Source organism: Aggregicoccus sp. 17bor-14, assembly GCF_009659535.1.
In the GTDB taxonomy this organism is placed as follows: Bacteria; Myxococcota; Myxococcia; order Myxococcales; family Myxococcaceae; genus Aggregicoccus.
The window spans coordinates 193,794-209,943 of the sequence record NZ_VJZZ01000004.1; the positions used below are offsets into that span (position 1 = coordinate 193,794).

General features: G+C 73.1%; 16 protein-coding genes. 8 read left to right on the plus strand and 8 right to left on the minus strand.

What is annotated here, in order from left to right; all coding sequences use genetic code 11:
• Positions 1-13: 13 nt before the first annotated feature.
• Together FGE12_RS09545 and thiE are read right to left on the minus strand one after the other, a co-directional pair.
• A complete protein-coding gene (locus tag FGE12_RS09545; protein WP_153866093.1) occupies positions 14-826 on the minus strand; it encodes a gamma-glutamyl-gamma-aminobutyrate hydrolase family protein in 813 nt (270 codons plus the stop codon).
• Positions 823-1,500 (minus strand): thiamine phosphate synthase, encoded by a 678-nt coding sequence (gene thiE, locus FGE12_RS09550; RefSeq protein WP_153866094.1) that lies wholly within the window; start codon positions 1,498-1,500, stop codon positions 823-825. Before thiE ends, FGE12_RS09545 begins: the two co-directional genes overlap by 4 nt.
• A gap of 98 nt (positions 1,501-1,598) precedes the next feature.
• Here thiE and FGE12_RS09555 point away from each other — a divergent pair, with 98 nt between their 5' ends.
• Genes FGE12_RS09555 through FGE12_RS09565 form a run of 3 tightly spaced genes read left to right on the plus strand, consistent with a single transcriptional unit; the run spans position 1,599 to position 2,811 of the window.
• On the plus strand, positions 1,599-1,823 hold the full coding sequence (locus FGE12_RS09555; protein ID WP_194797741.1) for a hypothetical protein: 225 nt from the start codon (positions 1,599-1,601) through the stop codon (positions 1,821-1,823).
• A complete protein-coding gene (locus tag FGE12_RS09560) occupies positions 1,820-2,122 on the plus strand; it encodes a DUF1844 domain-containing protein (protein ID WP_153866095.1) in 303 nt (100 codons plus the stop codon). Before FGE12_RS09555 ends, FGE12_RS09560 begins: the two co-directional genes overlap by 4 nt.
• Positions 2,119-2,811, plus strand: coding sequence for a hypothetical protein (locus FGE12_RS09565; protein WP_194797742.1), 693 nt, complete (start codon positions 2,119-2,121; stop codon positions 2,809-2,811). The genes FGE12_RS09560 and FGE12_RS09565 overlap by 4 nt, the downstream gene beginning before the upstream one ends.
• A 30-nt stretch (positions 2,812-2,841) precedes the next feature.
• On the opposite strand, the gene FGE12_RS09570 is transcribed toward FGE12_RS09565, so the two are convergent.
• Positions 2,842-3,381 (minus strand): hypothetical protein, encoded by a 540-nt coding sequence (locus FGE12_RS09570; RefSeq protein ID WP_370458935.1) that lies wholly within the window; start codon positions 3,379-3,381, stop codon positions 2,842-2,844.
• 209 nt (positions 3,382-3,590) lie between these two features.
• Here FGE12_RS09570 and clpB point away from each other — a divergent pair, with 209 nt between their 5' ends.
• Positions 3,591-6,227: an ATP-dependent chaperone ClpB gene (gene clpB / locus FGE12_RS09575; protein WP_153866096.1), complete on the plus strand. Its 2,637-nt coding sequence runs from the start codon at positions 3,591-3,593 to the stop codon at positions 6,225-6,227.
• Here clpB and FGE12_RS09580 read toward each other — a convergent pair.
• The 5 genes from FGE12_RS09580 to FGE12_RS09600 all read right to left on the minus strand — a co-directional run bounded on the left by FGE12_RS09580 (position 6,217) and on the right by FGE12_RS09600 (position 10,320).
• Positions 6,217-6,762, minus strand: coding sequence for a hypothetical protein (locus tag FGE12_RS09580; protein WP_153866097.1), 546 nt, complete (start codon positions 6,760-6,762; stop codon positions 6,217-6,219). The genes clpB and FGE12_RS09580 overlap by 11 nt on opposite strands.
• A gap of 125 nt (positions 6,763-6,887) precedes the next feature.
• Positions 6,888-7,667, minus strand: a complete 780-nt coding sequence (truA, locus tag FGE12_RS09585; protein WP_194797743.1) for a tRNA pseudouridine(38-40) synthase TruA — start codon at positions 7,665-7,667, stop codon at positions 6,888-6,890.
• Positions 7,664-8,647, minus strand: coding sequence for a class I SAM-dependent rRNA methyltransferase (locus FGE12_RS09590; RefSeq protein WP_153866098.1), 984 nt, complete (start codon positions 8,645-8,647; stop codon positions 7,664-7,666). The genes truA and FGE12_RS09590 overlap by 4 nt, the downstream gene beginning before the upstream one ends.
• Positions 8,644-9,963 (minus strand): amidohydrolase family protein, encoded by a 1,320-nt coding sequence (locus FGE12_RS09595; RefSeq protein ID WP_153866099.1) that lies wholly within the window; start codon positions 9,961-9,963, stop codon positions 8,644-8,646. The genes FGE12_RS09590 and FGE12_RS09595 overlap by 4 nt, the downstream gene beginning before the upstream one ends.
• A gap of 102 nt (positions 9,964-10,065) precedes the next feature.
• On the minus strand, positions 10,066-10,320 hold the full coding sequence (locus FGE12_RS09600; protein ID WP_153866100.1) for a hypothetical protein: 255 nt from the start codon (positions 10,318-10,320) through the stop codon (positions 10,066-10,068).
• 260 nt (positions 10,321-10,580) lie between these two features.
• On the opposite strand from FGE12_RS09600, the gene FGE12_RS09605 reads away from it, so the two are divergent.
• The 4 genes from FGE12_RS09605 to FGE12_RS09620 all read left to right on the plus strand — a co-directional run bounded on the left by FGE12_RS09605 (position 10,581) and on the right by FGE12_RS09620 (position 16,150).
• Positions 10,581-11,609, plus strand: coding sequence for a sensor histidine kinase KdpD (locus FGE12_RS09605; protein ID WP_153866101.1), 1,029 nt, complete (start codon positions 10,581-10,583; stop codon positions 11,607-11,609).
• 46 nt (positions 11,610-11,655) lie between these two features.
• Positions 11,656-13,104, plus strand: a complete 1,449-nt coding sequence (locus FGE12_RS09610; RefSeq protein WP_153866102.1) for a sigma-54 dependent transcriptional regulator — start codon at positions 11,656-11,658, stop codon at positions 13,102-13,104.
• A gap of 311 nt (positions 13,105-13,415) precedes the next feature.
• The gene (mrpC, locus tag FGE12_RS09615) at positions 13,416-14,162 is read left to right on the plus strand and encodes a Crp/Fnr family transcriptional regulator MrpC (protein ID WP_153866103.1); all 747 of its coding nucleotides are present in this window, start codon (positions 13,416-13,418) and stop codon (positions 14,160-14,162) included.
• Between the two features lie 122 nt (positions 14,163-14,284).
• Positions 14,285-16,150: a DNA mismatch repair protein MutS gene (locus FGE12_RS09620; protein WP_370458958.1), complete on the plus strand. Its 1,866-nt coding sequence runs from the start codon at positions 14,285-14,287 to the stop codon at positions 16,148-16,150.

A 16,150-nucleotide genomic window follows, 5' to 3' on the forward strand; every position in this document is an offset into this window, starting at 1 on the left:
CGTGCGCGCGGGCCTAGCGGCGGCTCTCGCGCGCGCGGTGCACGAAGGCCTTGTAGAGGCCGAGCTGCGCGGGGATGGAGCTGAGCATCAGCTCGGGGTGCCACTGCACGCCCACGGCCCATGCGTGCGCGGGGCTCTCGATGGCCTCCACCACGCCGTCCGGGGCCACGGCGCTCACCACCACGCGCTCGCCCGTGCGCTTCACCGCCTGGTGGTGCGTGGAGTTCACCATGATGGGGCCCTTGCCCAGGGCCTCCGCGAGCAGCGTGCCGTCCTTCACCTCCACCGGGTGCTGCGGCTGGCTGCGGTCGTGCTTCTGCTCGTGCTCGCGCGCGCCGGGCACCTCGCGCCCGATGTCCTGGTGCAGGCTCCCGCCCAGCACGACGTTGAGCAGCTGCATGCCGCCGCACACGCCGAACACCGGCATGTTGCGCTTGAGCGCGGCGCGCATCAGCGCGGCCTCGAAGGTGGTGCGCCCGTGCTTCAGCGGCCCCATGCCCTCGCCCGAGGTCTCGCCGTAGGCCTCCGCCGGGATGTCGAAGGCGCCGCCGGTGACGAGCAGGCCGGAGACGCGGTCCAGGTAGGCCTCGATGCAGCCGGGGTCCTCGGCGTAGGGCAGCACGAAGGGCAGCCCCCCGGCGCGCAGCACCGCGTCCGCGTAGGGGACCTTCAGCTCGTAGTAGGCGAAGCCGGAGTCGGGGCGCGGCGCGGAGACATCCGGCGTGATGCCGATGTTCGGCCGGCGCGGCGGCTGGCCGTGATGCGGGCCTGAGCCTGAACCAGGGCCGTGATGCGGGCCGGAGTACGGGGGGCGGGGCGGTCTCATGGGCGGGAGCGCGCGAGGCTAGCCGCCAGGGCGCCCCTGTCAAAGGCGCTCGCGAGCGCGCCCACCCGCTCGGCCACGTCACGGGCGAGCAGCGCATCGGAGGCCACCGCGGCGCAGTGCGCCCCGGCGCGGGCGACGTCCGCGATGTTCTCGAGCCCCACCCCGCCGATGGCCACCACCGGCAGGGGGCTCGCGCGCACCTCCTCGGCGAGCCGCGTGAGCCCCAGCACCGGCGCGGGCACCGCCTTGGTGCGCGTGGCGAACACCGGCCCCAGCCCCACGTAGTCGGCGCCGGCGGCGCGCGCCGCGCGTGCGCCCTCGGCGCTGCGCACGGTGACGCCCACGAGGCGCGTGGGGCCCAGCAGCGCGCGCGCTGCCTCGGGCGGCAGGTCCTCGTCCCCCACGTGCACCCCGTGCGCCCCGGAGAGCAGCGCGAGGTCCACGCGGTCGTTCACGATGAGCAGCGCGCCCGCCCGCTCGCAGGCCTGCGCGATGGCGCGCGCGGCGGCGAGCCCCTCGCGCAACGGGGTGTGCTTCATGCGCAGCTGCAGCACCCGCGCGCCCCCCTGCAGCAGCAGCGCCGCCTTCTCGGGCAGCGGCAGCTCGGGGCGCAGCGAGTCGTCACACAGGGCATAGAGGCCCCGGGGAAGCGTGGGAGGTGGGGGAGCGTTCATCGGGTCTGGAGGGCAGGTGCGCGCGGCAGGCGTTGACAGCCCGCTGTCCTGCTATAAGGTTGCGCGCCCTTTTCCAAGCAATTCTGAGGAGTTAATCCGTGGCCGACACCCTGGATCCGAAGCACATCGACAAGCGCACCGCCGAGCGCTACCTGCGCACCGGTCAGATCGACGAGAAGACCTACGAGCGCTACGTGAAGGGCCTGCCGGACGTGGCGGAGAAGGCCGCGCCGGTCGAGACCTCCATGCTCGACGAGGACTTCGACGACGAGGACATGGACGACGAGGCGGACGAGTCCGACGAGGACTCCGAGACGGCATGAGCGACTCGACCCGCGGTGAGACCTTCGTGATGTCGGACGCGCCCATCGCGTTCAACACCTTCGTGCTCGGGCTGGCCTCCACGGCCTTCATCCACCTGGGCGTGGCGCCCAACCCGGACACGGGGCGCGCCGAGCGCAACCTGCCGCTCGCGCGCCAGAGCCTGGAGCTGCTCTCGCTCCTGAAGGACAAGACCCGCGGCAACCTCACCCCGGACGAGGAGCAGTTCTTCCAGGAGCTGCTCACCGACCTGCGGCTTCGTTATGTCGAGGCTTCGAAGCAGGAGGCGCCGAAGCGGTGACGCCCTCCTCGCCGCAGCGCTCGCCCCCGCCCGGCCCCCGCCTCCCGCGCGGCGTGCGGGTGGCGGCGCTGGTCTGCTTCGTCCTCTCCTCGCTCACCCTCTTCCGCTCGCTGCAGGACCTGGTGCTGCTCGCGCACCTGGGCGAGCTGCGCGACTACGCGAGCCGCCCCGCCTCGGCCGCGCGCGAGCTGCCGAGCGGCCTGGATCCGGAGGTGGAGCGCCGGGCGCTCGAGGCGCAGGTGTCCGCGCTCGAGCCCATGCGCGAGCCGCGCGCGCTCATCCTCGTGGGGCTCGCGGGCGCGTGCTTCCTGTGCATCGGCGCCGCGGGCCACCTGCTGCGCCGCGCCGGCATGCTCCCGCGCGAGGGCATGCGCCAGCTGCTGGGCCGCGCCGCGCTCGCCGCAGCCTTCCTGCGCACGGTGGACGGCGCGCAGCTCGCCGTCGTCTGGCGGCGCATGGGCACGGTGGGCGCCGAGCTGATGGACCGCATGCCGGGCTTCGCGGACCTCAAGGACCCCGCGCTCGCCGAGCAGGTGCGCACCGCGATGCCCGCCTTCTTCTCCGCCGCCGCCGTGGTGCACACCGCGCTGGTGGCGGGCCTCTTCCTCCTGCTCGCGCAGTACTTCCGCAGCGAGCGGGTGCGCGCCCTGGTGGCCGCACAGGAGCCGCAGCTCGGCCGCGACGCCTGAGGCGGCACCTGAGCCGGCTTTGGAGCCGGCTCAGGAGGACGAAGCGGCGCTGCCCGCGGGCCCCAGCCCGCGCACGGGCGGCACCACGAGCAGCCCCGCCAGCGCCTCGCTCAGCGTGGAGGTTGCCGGCACCTCGAGCGGCAGCAGCAGCCCCTCGGCGCGCGGCAGGCGCAGCAGCTCCTCGCGCGTGAGGCCGTAGACGTACGCGAGGTGGCCCAGGGGCCAGCGGGCGCGCAGGCGCTCGAAGGCCCGCTCCTCCGCCTCTCCGCCCTCCCCGTCCCCCATTTCCTCGGGCAGCTCCACGTCGTCGTAGACCACGCACTCGCCGCCCACGCGCCGGCCGTTGCCCCAGCTGATGACCTCCTCGCGCTCGTCGGGGTCGAAGACGTAGGCGTGCACGGTGGCGCTCGCCACGCGCGAGAGCGTGCGCGCGAGCGCATGGTGCGCCCCGTACCACTGCGCGCCGCGCCGGCCGTAGGTGTGGGGCGCGTCGTAGGCGAGCCGCACCACCTTGCGCCGCCGGTTCACCGTGACGAGCAGGCCGCAGCCCGCTCCGTCTCCCGGCAGCACCACGCCGTCCTCGGCGAGCGCCTCGCGCGCCAGCGCCGCCAGGTCCAGGCCGGCGAACGAGTCGATGCGTATGAGATAGCCGCCGTGCGCTTCCAGTGTCGTACCCCCCGGGGACTTGCGGGCGGGCCTATACCCTTGCCCGCGCCCGCTGACAACCCGGGGCGCCTGGCCTTGCTTGCCAAGGGTCGAAGGACCCTTACGTTGGGTCCATGCGACTCGACAAATACACCGTGAAGGCCCAGGAGGCGATCCAGGAGGGGCAGGCGCTCGCGCGGCGCGCGGACCACCCCAACTACGAGCCCGAGCACCTCGCGCTCGCGCTCGCCTCCCAGCAGGACGGCATCGTCCCGCCCCTGCTGCGCAAGGTGGGCGCGGACGCGAAGCTCTTCACCCAGCGCCTCGAGGAGGCGCTCGCCCGGCTGCCCAAGATGCAGGGCGGCGAGGGAGCCACCCTCACCCAGCGGCTGCTGAAGACCTTCGACAAGGCCGAGGACGAGGCCAAGGCGCTCAAGGACGAGTTCGTCTCCTCCGAGCACCTGCTGCTCGCGCTCACCCACGACAAGGGCAGCGTGGGCGAGGTGCTCAAGGCGAGCGGCGTCACGCGCGACCGCGTGCTCAGCGGCATCAAGGAGGTGCGCGGCAACAGCCGCGTCACCAGCGCGGACGCCGAGGCCACCTACCAGGCCCTGGAGAAGTACGGGCGCGACCTCACCGAGGCCGCGCGCTCGGGCAAGCTCGATCCGGTCATCGGCCGCGACGAGGAGATCCGCCGCTGCATCCAGGTGCTCAGCCGCCGCACCAAGAACAACCCCGTGCTCATCGGTGAGCCCGGCGTGGGCAAGACCGCCATCGCCGAGGGGCTCGCGCGCCGCATCGTGGACGGCGACGTGCCCGAGGGGCTCAAGAACCGCCGGCTCATCACGCTGGACCTGAGCGCCATGGTGGCCGGTGCCAAGTACCGCGGCGAGTTCGAGGAGCGCCTCAAGGCCGTGCTCAAGGAGGTGGCCAGCGCCGAGGGCGAAGTCATCCTCTTCATCGACGAGCTGCACACCCTGGTGGGCGCCGGCAAGGCCGAGGGCGCCATGGACGCGGGCAACATGCTCAAGCCGGCGCTCGCGCGCGGCGAGCTGCACTGCATCGGCGCGACCACGCTGGACGAGTACCGCAAGTACATCGAGAAGGACGCGGCGCTCGAGCGGCGCTTCCAGCCGGTGATGGTGGGCGAGCCCAGCGTGCACGACACCATCAGCATCCTGCGCGGCCTCAAGGAGCGCTACGAGGTGCACCACGGTGTGCGCATCCAGGACAGCGCCCTGGTCGCCGCCGCGACCCTGAGCCACCGCTACATCGCGGACCGCTTCCTGCCGGACAAGGCGATCGACCTCGTGGATGAGGCGAGCAGCCGGCTGCGCATCGAGATCGACTCGATGCCCACCGAGATCGACGACATCCGCCGCAAGATCACCCAGCTGGAGATCGAGCGCGAGGGGCTGCGCAAGGAGACGGACGCGCACAGCGTGGAGCGCCTGCAGCAGGTGGAGCGCGAGCTCGCCGGGCTCCAGGAGCAGTTCCGCACGCTCAAGGCCCATTGGGACGAGGAGAAGAAGGCGATCGACGCCATCCGCTCGCTCAAGGAGAAGATCGAGAAGGCGAAGAACGACCAGGCCTCGGCCGAGCGCTCGGGCGAGCTCAACCGCGCCGCCGAGCTCAAGTTCGGCGTCATCCCCTCGCTCGAGAAGGAGCTCACCGCGCACAACGCGAAGCTCGCCGAGCTGCAGAAGACGCAGAAGTTCCTCAAGGAGGAGGTGGACGCGGAGGACATCGCCGAGGTGGTGGCCAAGTGGACCCACATCCCGGTCTCGCGCCTGCTCGAAGGCGAGGTGCAGAAGCTGGTGAAGATGGAGGAGCGGCTCGCCAAGCGCGTCATTGGCCAGCGGCCCGCGATCGAAGCGGTGAGCAACGCCGTGCGCCGCGCGCGCAGCGGCCTGCAGGACCCCAACCGCCCCATCGGCTCGTTCATCTTCCTCGGCCCCACGGGCGTGGGGAAGACCGAGACCGCCAAGGCGCTCGCCGAGTTCCTCTTCGACGACGACAGCGCGATGATCCGCATCGACATGTCCGAGTACATGGAGAAGCACGCGGTCGCGCGGCTGGTGGGCGCGCCCCCGGGCTACGTGGGCTACGACGAGGGCGGCCAGCTCACCGAGGCCGTGCGCCGCCGTCCCTACGCGGTCATCCTCTTCGACGAGATCGAGAAGGCGCACCCGGATGTCTTCAACATCCTGCTGCAGATCCTCGACGAGGGCCGGCTCACCGACAGCCAGGGCCGCACGGTGGACTTCAAGAACACCGTCCTCATCATGACCAGCAACCTGGGCTCCGCCGCGCTGCAGGAGGGCATGAGCGGCAAGGACACCCTGGACGAGGAGACGCGCGAGAGCGTGATGGACGCCCTGCGCGGCCACTTCCGCCCGGAGTTCCTCAACCGCGTGGACGAGGTGGTCATCTTCGAGCCGCTCAAGCGCCAGGACATCGCGCACATCGTCGAGGTGCAGCTCGCGCGCATCCAGAAGCTGCTCGCCGACAAGCGCCTCACGATGGAGCTCAGCCCCCGCGCCCGCGACTTCCTCGCCGAGCGCGGCTACGACCCGACCTACGGCGCGCGGCCGCTCAAGCGCGCGCTGCAGAAGCACCTCATGGACCCGCTGGCCCTCAAGGTGCTCAATGGGGACTTCGCCCCGGGCGACCACATCGTCGTGGACGTCACCGGCGACAAGCTGAGCTTCGGCAAGCTGGTGCTGGACACCACCAAGCCCCAGAGCGGCTCGGCACGCGCTACGGCCTAACGTCTTCCGCGGGCGCCCCCTCTGCCCGCGCGAGGAACTCCGCGTACTCTGCCTGCGTCGCCTGGGCCTTGGCCTGGGCGGCGCGTTCCTGCGCCTCGGCGGCGAGCCGTCCTGCCTGCACCGCGCGCTCGCTCAGCCACATCCCGAGCGCGAGCGTGCCCAGGCGCCCCAGCACCAGCGGCGCGCTCGTCCACAGTCCGGCCACGCCGGCGCGGGTGAGATCGAGTGCGAGCAGGAAGGCCTCGCCCGAGAGCGCCGCGCCCACGGCCGTCGCGCGCGGGCGAAGGGCGAGCACGCGCGCTGCGCCGTAGCACAGCAGCGGCAGGAAGCTCAGCCGCCACAGCCCCCCCACGCCGATCGCCACCGCCCAGCGCAGCACCTGCGGCAGCTCCGCCACGCGCAGGCCGAGGCGCAGCGAGAGCCCCGCGGAGGCGATGGAGCCCAGCACCATCGACAGTACGCCCAACCCGAAGATGAACTGCGCGCGCCGCAGCCGCACGCGCAGGGGCTCGATGCTCGAGAGGAGGGACGTCACGGGCTGGGAGTCTAACGCACTCGCTCCCGGGGCCGGCAGGCAGGGGTGCACGGCGAGCAGTCCGCTTCCCTCTCCCAGGGGGAGAGGGGATAGGCGTGCAGGCTCGAGCCTGTGGACCCCTGTCTTCACGCCTCGTCGGCATCGGCGCCGTGGGGATGCGGCCCCTCGCCGTAGAACACCTCGAGCAGCGAGAGCCCGTGCGCAGGCGCGGTGATGCCCGCGCGCGTGCGATCCCTTCCTGCGAGCACCTCGCCCACCCACGCGGGCGGGCGCTTGCCGCGGCCCACCTCCACCAGCGTGCCCACGAGGTTGCGCACCATGTGCTTGAGGAACGCGGTGCCGTTCACCGTGAAGGTGATCTCGTCCCCTGCCCTGCCCTCCACGTCCAGCGCGCGCACCTCGCGCACCGCGTGCGCCGCCTCGCAGTCCGCCGCGCGGAAGGCCGAGAAGTCGTGGCGCCCGAGCAGGTGCTGCGCGCCCGCGCGCATCGCCTCCACGTCCAGCGGCATGAACAGCTCCCAGTGCGTGTGGCGGCGCAGCGGCGAGCGCGAGCGCCGGTTGCTCACCCGGTAGCGGTAGCGCTTTCCGCGCGACCAGCGCCGCGGATCGAAGTCCAGCGGCACCTCCTCCGCGGCCACCACCGCGATGTCCGGCGGCAGGTGCGCGTTGAGCCCCATCCAGTACGCCTTGAGCGGCAGCTCGCGCGCCGTGCTGAAGCAGGCCACCTGCCCCAGCGCGTGCACGCCCGAGTCCGTGCGGCCGGCCGCCTCCACCGCCACGCGCTCGCCGAGCAGCGCCTCCAGCGCCCCCGCGAGCGTGCCCTGGATGGAGGGCCCGTTCGGCTGCACCTGCCAGCCCACGTAGCCCGTGCCGTCGTACTCGAGCGTCAGCTTGAAGCGCTTCACGGCAGCTCCACCACGCGCACCTTCAGCGCCGCGGGCGCGGAGGGAGGCTCCGGAAAGTCCAGCGCCGAGGGCCCCAGGCTCGCCACCGGGCGCACCGTGCGGCCCGCCTGCAGCGCGCCCTGGCGCACCTGGGCCTCGAAGCGCCGCGCCTCCAGCCCTGCGTGGTTGCAGCAGGCCACGAGCCTGCCACCCGGTGCCACCACCCTCGCCGCCGACTCGGCGAGCGCTGCATAATCGCGCGCGGCGGAGAAGCGGCTGCTGCGCGTGGTGGCGAAGGACGGCGGATCGCACACCACCACGTCGAAGCGCTCCGCCTTCTTCGCGAGCCGCTCCAGCCAGTCGAACACGTCCCCGGCCACGTAGTCGTAGCGGTCCACGCCCTGGCCGTTGAGCCGCGCGTTCTCCTCGCCCCACTCGAGCACGCGGCGGCTCGCGTCCACGTTGAGCACGCGCGCCGCGCCCCCGGCCTTCGCCGCCACGCCGAAGGCACAGGTGTACGCGAAGAGGTTGAGCACCGTGCGCCCGGAGACCTGCCCCTGCAGCCACGCGCGTGTGTCGCGCATGTCCAGGTACAGCCCCACGCTCAGCCCCTGCGCGGGACGGATGAGGAACTGCAGCCCGTTCTCCCGGGCCTCGAGCGCCTCCACGGCCTCACCCCACGCGGGCACTTCCGGCGCGAGCTGCGCCTTCTGCGTGTTGGCCACCACCCGCGCCTCGCGCGGCCGGCGCTTGAGGTAGAGGCTGCGCGGCCTCCACGCCGCCACGGCGGCCTCCACGAGCGCCGCCTCCTCCTGCGGCGTGAAGTCGCGGTAGAGGCTGAGGACGACCAGCGCGCCCCCGTCCCCGAAGGCGTCCGCCGTCACGTCCGGCACGCCGTCCGCCTCGCCGTTGAGCAGGCGCAGCGCCGTGGTGCGCGGGTCTGCGAGCAGCGGAGCGCGGGCGGCGCGGGCCGCCTGCAGGCGCTCGGGCAGCGGCCTCATTGCGCCCGCGCCCACAGCCCCTCGAGCGCCCGTGCGGCAGCGTGCGCCAGCTCGAGGAAGTCCGCGCCCAGCAGCTGTCCCTCGCGCACGGTGACGCGCCCGTCCACCACGCTCCAGGCGACGGGGCTGCGCGCGAGCGCGAGCAGGGGCGAGGGCATCAGCCCGGTGGCCGGGTCCTCGGTGGGCACCAGGTCGTAGACGACGAGGTCCGCGAGCGCCCCCTCCTCCACCGCCCCGCTCGGAGCGCCGAAGAGCATGGAGCACAGCTCCGCGGGCCCCTCCACCGCCAGCTGCGCGAGCGTGCCGTCCGGGTCCAGCAGCCGCCCGGCGCGCGCCTGCTGCAGCAGCAGCACGAAGGCGGCCTGCAGGGACTCGCTCACGTGGCCATAGCCCGCGCTGCCCAGCCCCAGCAGCTGCGGGCGCGCGAGCAGCGAGTCCAGGCCGCCGCCGCCGGGCTCCTGCACCAGGCCGGCGGTGGGCGCGAGCGCGAGGAAGGTGCGCCCCTGCGCGAGCCGCTCGCTCTCGGCGCGGTCCAGCGCCCGCCCGTGCGCCGCGAGGCTTCCTGCGCCCAGCAGCCCGAAGGTCTCCAGCCGCGCGACGACGCGCCGGCCGTAGCGCGAGAAGGTGGCGGTGAGGTCCGCCTCGTCCTCGGCGAGGTGGAACACGAGCGGCGCGCCCAGCTCCTCGCGCAGCCGCCCCAGCCGGCGCAGCAGCGCGTCCTCGCAGCTGGAGGAGGCGTGGAAGCCCAGCGCCCCGCGCACCCGCGGGTGGCTGCGCTGGGCGCGCGCGAAGGCCGCGTTCGCCTCCACCTGGGCCTCGGCCGCCGCCGCCCCGCCGAGGCTGTGCGTGGAGGGCCCGGTGACGAGCCGCATCCCCAGCCGCTCGGCCGCGCGGGCCTGCGCCGCGAGCGCGCCGCCCACGTCCGAGGGACACGCGAGGTGCTCCACCGCCAGGGTCACGCCGCTGCGCAGCGCGCGCGCGAGCCCGAAGGCGCTCAGGGCCTCCACGTCCGCGGGGGTGAGCAGCGCCTCGAGCCGCGCCTGCTGCGCACGCCGCGCCGCGGGGCCCTTGAGCAGCAGCTCGCCGGTGGGCGGCAGGAGCTGGGAGGACACCAGGTGGCTGTGGCAGTCCACCAGGCCCGGGGCGAGGAGGCGCCCGCGGCAGGCCACCTCCCAGTCACCCGGGCGCACCGGGACCTCTGCGTCCGGGGCCACCTGGTGGATGCGCCCCTCCTCCACCACCACGGCCATCGCGCGGCGCACCCGGCCGTCGGCCCGGAAGAGAGCGCAGTTCTTGAGCAGCAGGCGGCCTTCCATGGTGGGCCGGGACTATAGCCGCGCGCGGGGCCCGGGACGTGAAAAGGGCCGCCCCGGCATCCCGGAAGCGGCCCCCTTCGGCACCCGCGTGCGGCGGCTGCGCTAGTAGGCGTTGTTCTCGCCGAAGTTGCTCATCTGCTTCTTCTCCAGCTCCTGCTTGCGGGCGTCCGCGTCGTTCTTCACGTTCGCGTTGCCGGCGAGCGCGTCGGCCGACTGGCCGAAGAGCTTGCGGATGTTGTTGCCGAAGAGGGTGATCACGCCGATGGCGGCGATCGCGATGAGCGCGACGATGATGATGTACTCGGTCATGCCCTGGCCGCGGCTCTTGCGCAGGGTCTTCTTGCTCGGGGTCTTCATGGTCGGCTCCTTCGTTCGGGGATACGGCGGGAGTGCGGCGGAGGAAGAGGCTGGGAAGCGGCGCCCCGGCGGTCGCGGGCAAGGTGGGACCCTAGGGAAAGCGCGCAAAGCGCTCCATCCGTCATCGGGAGGATGAAGGCCTACCCCCCTCGGAGCCGGGGTGCCCCCGCGGGGGCGGAACGCTCGGGACAGGACGGAAGGGCGCGCCCAGCGCTCGGGGAGCTGCGCCCGGCGGGGCGGGAGCCGTTAGAGTGCCCCTGATGGACGCACACCTTGTTCACGCCGCCCAGCTGGGCTGGGGAGAGGACCTGACGCTGACGCACGCCTCGGGCGGGCTCGTCGCCACGCTGGGGCGTGACGCCGACTCGCTCGTGGGCCGCCCGCTGCACGAGGCGCTGCGCATCCCGCCCGAGCGCGCCCGGGCGCTGGACCAGGCGGCGCGCGAGGCGAGCGACGAGGGCACGGTGGAGTTCGTCTCCGCGGCCGCATGGGAGGACGAGGAGCACCCGACGCACCTGCGGCTCGTGCTGCGCGCGGAGGGCGGCGGCCGCGCGAGCGCCGGGGTGATGAACCTCACCCGGCTGCTCAACGGCGCCCCCCCGGTGCAGATCGCCCGGCTCTCCAGCCACCTGAGCCACGAGATCCGCAACCCCCTGAGCTCGGTGAAGATGGCCGTGCAGACGCTCGCGCGGAACACCACGCTGGGCGAGCGCGACCGGCGCCGCCTGAGCATCGCGAACCGCGAGATCCGCACCATGGAGCGCATGCTCTGGCTCCTCTCCGAGTACGGGCGCGACACCGCCCCCAACCTGGAGCCCACCTCGCTGCGCACGCTCGTCCAGGAGGCGGGCGCGCTCGTCGGGCCCGAGCTCGCCGAGCGGCGCGTGGAGCTGCGGGTGGAGGGGCCCGGCGAGGCCGAGGGCTCCCCGGGGGGCGGCCTGCCGCGCGTGCGGGTGGACGCGGCGCGGCTGCGCCCCGTGCTCGCCCAGCTGCTGCTCAACGTCGCCATGGGCCAGCCCGAGGACAGCGCGCTCGAGGTGGAGCTCGCGCCCCTGCCGGGCGGCCGGGTGGCGCTGCGGCTCAAGGACCTGGGGGCGGAGCTGCCCCCCGAGGAGCAGCCGGTGCTCTTCGAGCCCTTCCGCTCGCGGGTCGCCCGGGGCGCCGGGCTCTCGCTCGCCGCGCTGCGTCGGGTGATGCTCGGGCAGGGGGGCGAGGTGCTGGCGGAGGACGGCCTCGAGGCCGGAAGCCAGGCCCCCGGCCTGGTGTTCACGCTCATCTTCTCGACGTAGGATTCAAGGATCGCCCGCGGCGCAGCGCCCTCTGGACAGAGCCCCTATGGAGACCCTGCTCATCGTCGACGACGACCAGTCGCTGCTCGAGTCCTTGAAGATGCACTTCGAGGACATCGAGCGCGACGGCGCGCCGCGCTTCCACGTCGTCACCGCGACCAACGCCGCGGAGGGCCTGAAGGCCGCGCAGGAGTCGCAGCCGGGCGTGGTCATCCTCGACATGATGCTCCCGGACCGCACCGGCCTGGACATCATCGAGGAGATGAAGGCGCTGTGCGGCGACGCCCGCATCCTCCTGGTCACCGCGTACCACGACATGGAGACCACCATCCGGGCGATGAAGGCGGGGGCCTTCGACTACATCCACAAGCCCTTCCCGGACGTGGCCGCGCTGGACCTGGTGGTGGACCGGGCGCTCGAGTACCGGCAGCTGAGCCGCCGCGCCGCCAGCGTGAGCGTGGAGACGGCCGCCGCGCGCCTCGGCGACATCGTGGGGACCAGCCCCGTGATGCAGGTGCTGGTGAAGGAGATCGGCAAGGTCACCAGCAGCCGCGCCACGGTGCTCATCAGCGGCGAGAGCGGCACGGGCAAGGAGCTCATCGCCCGCGTCATCCACAACTACTCCTACGACGAGCCCAAGCCCTTCATCGGCATCAACTGCTCGGCCATCGTGGACACGCTGCTGGAGAGCGAGCTGTTCGGCCACGAGAAGGGCAGCTTCACCGGGGCCACCGGCCTCAAGCCCGGCAAGTTCGAGCTGGCCGAGGACGGCACCGTGTTCCTCGACGAGATCGGCGACATGTCGCTGATGCTCCAGGCGAAGCTCTTGCGCGTGCTGCAGGAGCGCGAGTTCGAGCGCGTGGGCGGGGTGAAGCGCCTGAAGCTGCGCGCGCGCGTCATCGCCGCGAGCCACCGCAACCTCGCCGAGGAGGTGGAGAGCGGGCGCTTCCGCGAGGACCTCTACCAGCGGCTCAAGGTCATCACCCTGGAGATCCCCCCGCTGCGCGAGCGGCGCGAGGACATCCCGCTCTTGGTGCAGCACCTGCTCGAGCGCATCAACGAGAAGGTGCACAAGCGCGTGACGCGCGTGCCCCCCGAGGTGCTCGCCCACCTCACCCGCCTGCCCTGGCGCGGCAACGTGCGCGAGCTGGAGAACGTGCTCACCCGCGCGGTGGTGCTCGCCCCGGGGGAGGTGCTGCTCGGAGACCACCTGCCCGCGCTGGAGCCGGGCGCCGAGCCGTCCTCCCTGGGCGGCGCGCACGCGGGCCCTCCGGGCGCTCCCCTCTTCAGCGCGCCGGCCGTGGACGACGCGAGCCAGATCCCCACGCTCGAGGAGGCCGAGCGCCTGCTCATCGAGCGCGCCATGGCCGTCACCCGCGGCCACAAGGGCAAGACCTGCCAGATCCTCGGCATCAGCCGCCCCACGCTCGAGCGCAAGCTGCAGAAATACGCCGGCGCCCAGATCCACCCGTTCCCGGCGAAGGACGCCTCCTAGGCGGCGGCGTGCCCGACTCGGGCGCGCCCACCAGGACGTCGAACAGGGTTGGCCGAAGACACTGTCCTGCCCCCCACAGACAGCCCGCCGAATTGAACGAAACGTTCGAAGTGATCAGACTGTTTGAACGTTCTGTTTCACATTCTGGACAGCGGGAGGGCTCGGCCACCTGCCTGTAGCGCTAAGTACCCAGCATTGCAGGGTTCAGGGAATGAACTCGGGATGCGTTGGGATTGGCACAGTCCTTGGAAAGCCCAGAGACGCGTTCGGTAAGCGCTTCCCTCTCCGGCTGCCACCCAAGGAGTTCCGCCATGCACAGCTTCAATCGTCCGCTCGGCCCCATCGGTTCCAACGTCGTCGCCCCGCTGCAGGCGACCAGCTCCGGGATGATGGTCACGGCGAACAAGCTGATCCCCGGCCAGGAAGCGATCGACTTCAAGGGCTACTTCAAGGTCGAGTCCTTCCCGCACAACTCCGTCATCTACCGCCCCGGCGACACCAGCGACCGCGTGTACCTGCTCAAGAGCGGCCGCGTGCGCCTGATGCGCCTGGGCAAGAACAGCACCCGCTCGGTGGTCAGCATCCTGCGCCCCGGCGACCTGTTCGGCGAGCTGTTCCGCCCCGAGGGCACGCCCATCGAGGAGATGGCGATCGCGGCGGGCGAGGCCGAGGTGTGGAGCATCGAGGGCCGCGACTTCCGCGCCCAGCTCGAGGCCCGCCCCGCGCTCGCGGTGGACGTGGTGCGCGCCTACGCCGAGCGCACCCGCGCCCTGCGCAAGCGCGTGCTGGGGCTCACCTTCAAGGAGGTGCCCGCGCGCCTCGCCGACACCCTGCTCACCCTGATGGAGGCCCACGGTGAGCGCTGCCCGCACGGCGGCGAGACCGACCTGCGCGGCATCACCCAGCAGGACCTCGCGGACCTGGTCGGTGCGAGCCGCTCCTTCGTCTCCACGCTCATCAACGAGATGAAGCGCGACGGCGTGCTGGGCAACGTGGGCCGCATCCTCTGCATCCGCGACCAGAAGGCGCTGCGCAAGATCGCTTCGAAGGAGAAGTAGGCCGAAGCGCTTCGAACGCCGCTGGACCCCGGGCCCTGGAGGCCGCCTGCCCTCGCGCAGGTGGCCGCCGGGGCCCTCGCATTTTTCGGGCGCGGCGCGCGCTTTCGTCCCTTGCGCAGCTGCTGCGTTGGGCCCGACCATGGGGCGCTTTGAGCCCCTCAGACCCGACCTCCCCCCACGCCGTGTACACCGCGCGCCTCGCGGCCGCGAAAGAGCAGCTCGCGCGCCTGGACCGGCTGAGCGCGCGCTTCGCCAACGCGCGGGCGCTCGCCTTCGTGGCGGACGCCGCCTGCGCGGTGCTGGTACTGCTCGAGCGGCTGCCCAAGCGCGGCGGCTGGGCGGCCGCGGCGGCGCTGCTGGTCGGCTACGGCGTGCTCGCCGCGCTGCACCACCGCGTCTTCCTGCGCGAGGAGCGCGCCCGCAGGCTCGTGGCGCTCAACGAGCGCGGGCTCGCGCGGCTCAGCGGCGCCTGGCACGCCTTCGCCGAGCGCGGGGAGCGCTTCCTCTCCCCTGCGCACCTGTACGCGCCGGACCTGGACGTGTTCGGCCAGGGCAGCCTCTTCCAGCTCCTCAACGAGACGGCCACCCGCGCCGGCGAGGCGCGGCTCGCGGCCTGGCTCTCCGGCCCCGCGCCGGCCGCCGAGGTCGCCGAGCGCCAGGGCGCGGTGCGCGAGCTCGCGCCGCTCCTGCCCTTCCGCCAGGAGCTGTGCGTGGAGGCGCACGCGGTGGCGCGCGACAAGGCGGACCCGGGGCGCTTCATCGCCTGGGCCGAGGGAAGCTCCGAGCTGGGCCCGCTGCGCTGGGCACCGCCCGTGGCCCTGGTGCTGCCGCTGCTCACCCTGCTCGCCTTCGTGCTCGGGCGGCTCGGGGTGCTGCCGCCCGGGCTGTGGTGGGCAGGGCTCCTGCTGCAGCTCGGGGTGGTGCTGCTCACGCGCGGGAGGCTGGGCGCCGCGGCGCAGGCCCTGAGCGAGGGGGAGCGCGACTTCATGCGCTACGCGCCGCTCTTCGCGCGCGTGGAGGCGCAAGCCTTCACCCACCCTGCCCTGCGCAGGCTGCAGGAGGGGCTGGGCGCGGACGGGGGGCCGCCCGTCTCGCACCGGCTCGCGCGCTTCAGCCGCGTGTACGCGCTGGTGGAGATGCGCCACAACCAGTTCCACCCGCTCTTCAACCTGCTCACGCTCGTGGACGTGCACGCGCTCTTCGCCCTGGAGCGCTGGCGCACGCACCACGGCCGGCAGGTGCGCGGCTGGTTCGAGGCGCTCGCGCAGCTGGAGGCGCTGGGCTGTCTCGCGGGGCTCGCGCACGACCGGCCCGGCTTCAGCTTTCCCGAGGTGCAGGAGGGAGAGGCGCGCGCGGTGGCGCGCGGCCTCGGCCACCCGCTGCTGGAGGCGCCCGTGCTCAACGACGTGAGCCTGCCCTCCCCGCGCCACGCGCTGCTCGTCACCGGCTCCAACATGTCCGGCAAGACGACGCTGCTGCGCGCGCTGGGGGCCAACACCGTGCTCGCGCTCGCGGGCGCGCCGGTGTGCGCGGGCGCCCTCGAGCTCACCAGCATGCAGGTGCTCACCAGCATGCGGGTGAAGGACTCGCTGGAGCGCGGCGTCTCGTACTTCTACGCCGAGGTGCAGCGGCTCAAGAGCGTGCTCGATGCGGCGCAGGCCGCCGGAGGGCGCGCGCTCTTCCTGCTGGACGAGATTTTGCTCGGCACCAACACCCGCGAGCGCCAGCTGGCGAGCCGCGAGGTGCTGCGGCTCCTGCTCGCGACGGGGGCCATCGGCGGGGTCACCACGCATGACCTGAGCCTCACCGCGCTCGCGGACGAGCCCGGCAGCCACGTGGTGAACGTGCACTTCCGCGACCACCTGGAGCAGGGCCAGATGGTCTTCGACTACCGCCTGCGCGAGGGCGTGGTGGACACCACCAACGCCCTGCGGGTGCTGCGCATGGCGGGAATCCCGGTGCCCGAGAGCGCGGAGCGCGAGGGCTAG

Excerpts from the sequence above, each read along its gene's own strand:
- FGE12_RS09595 (WP_153866099.1), bottom strand. The coding sequence starts at position 9,963 with ATGGAAGGCCGCCTGCTGCTCAAGAACTGCGCTCTCTTCCGGGCCGAC.
- FGE12_RS09605 (WP_153866101.1), top strand. The coding sequence starts at position 10,581 with ATGGACGCACACCTTGTTCACGCCGCCCAGCTGGGCTGGGGAGAGGAC.
- thiE (WP_153866094.1), bottom strand. The coding sequence starts at position 1,500 with ATGAACGCTCCCCCACCTCCCACGCTTCCCCGGGGCCTCTATGCCCTG.
- FGE12_RS09600 (WP_153866100.1), bottom strand. The coding sequence starts at position 10,320 with ATGAAGACCCCGAGCAAGAAGACCCTGCGCAAGAGCCGCGGCCAGGGC.
- FGE12_RS09610 (WP_153866102.1), top strand. The coding sequence starts at position 11,656 with ATGGAGACCCTGCTCATCGTCGACGACGACCAGTCGCTGCTCGAGTCC.
- FGE12_RS09545 (WP_153866093.1), bottom strand. The coding sequence starts at position 826 with ATGAGACCGCCCCGCCCCCCGTACTCCGGCCCGCATCACGGCCCTGGT.
- FGE12_RS09590 (WP_153866098.1), bottom strand. The coding sequence starts at position 8,647 with ATGAGGCCGCTGCCCGAGCGCCTGCAGGCGGCCCGCGCCGCCCGCGCT.
- FGE12_RS09560 (WP_153866095.1), top strand. The coding sequence starts at position 1,820 with ATGAGCGACTCGACCCGCGGTGAGACCTTCGTGATGTCGGACGCGCCC.
- mrpC (WP_153866103.1), top strand. The coding sequence starts at position 13,416 with ATGCACAGCTTCAATCGTCCGCTCGGCCCCATCGGTTCCAACGTCGTC.
- clpB (WP_153866096.1), top strand. The coding sequence starts at position 3,591 with ATGCGACTCGACAAATACACCGTGAAGGCCCAGGAGGCGATCCAGGAG.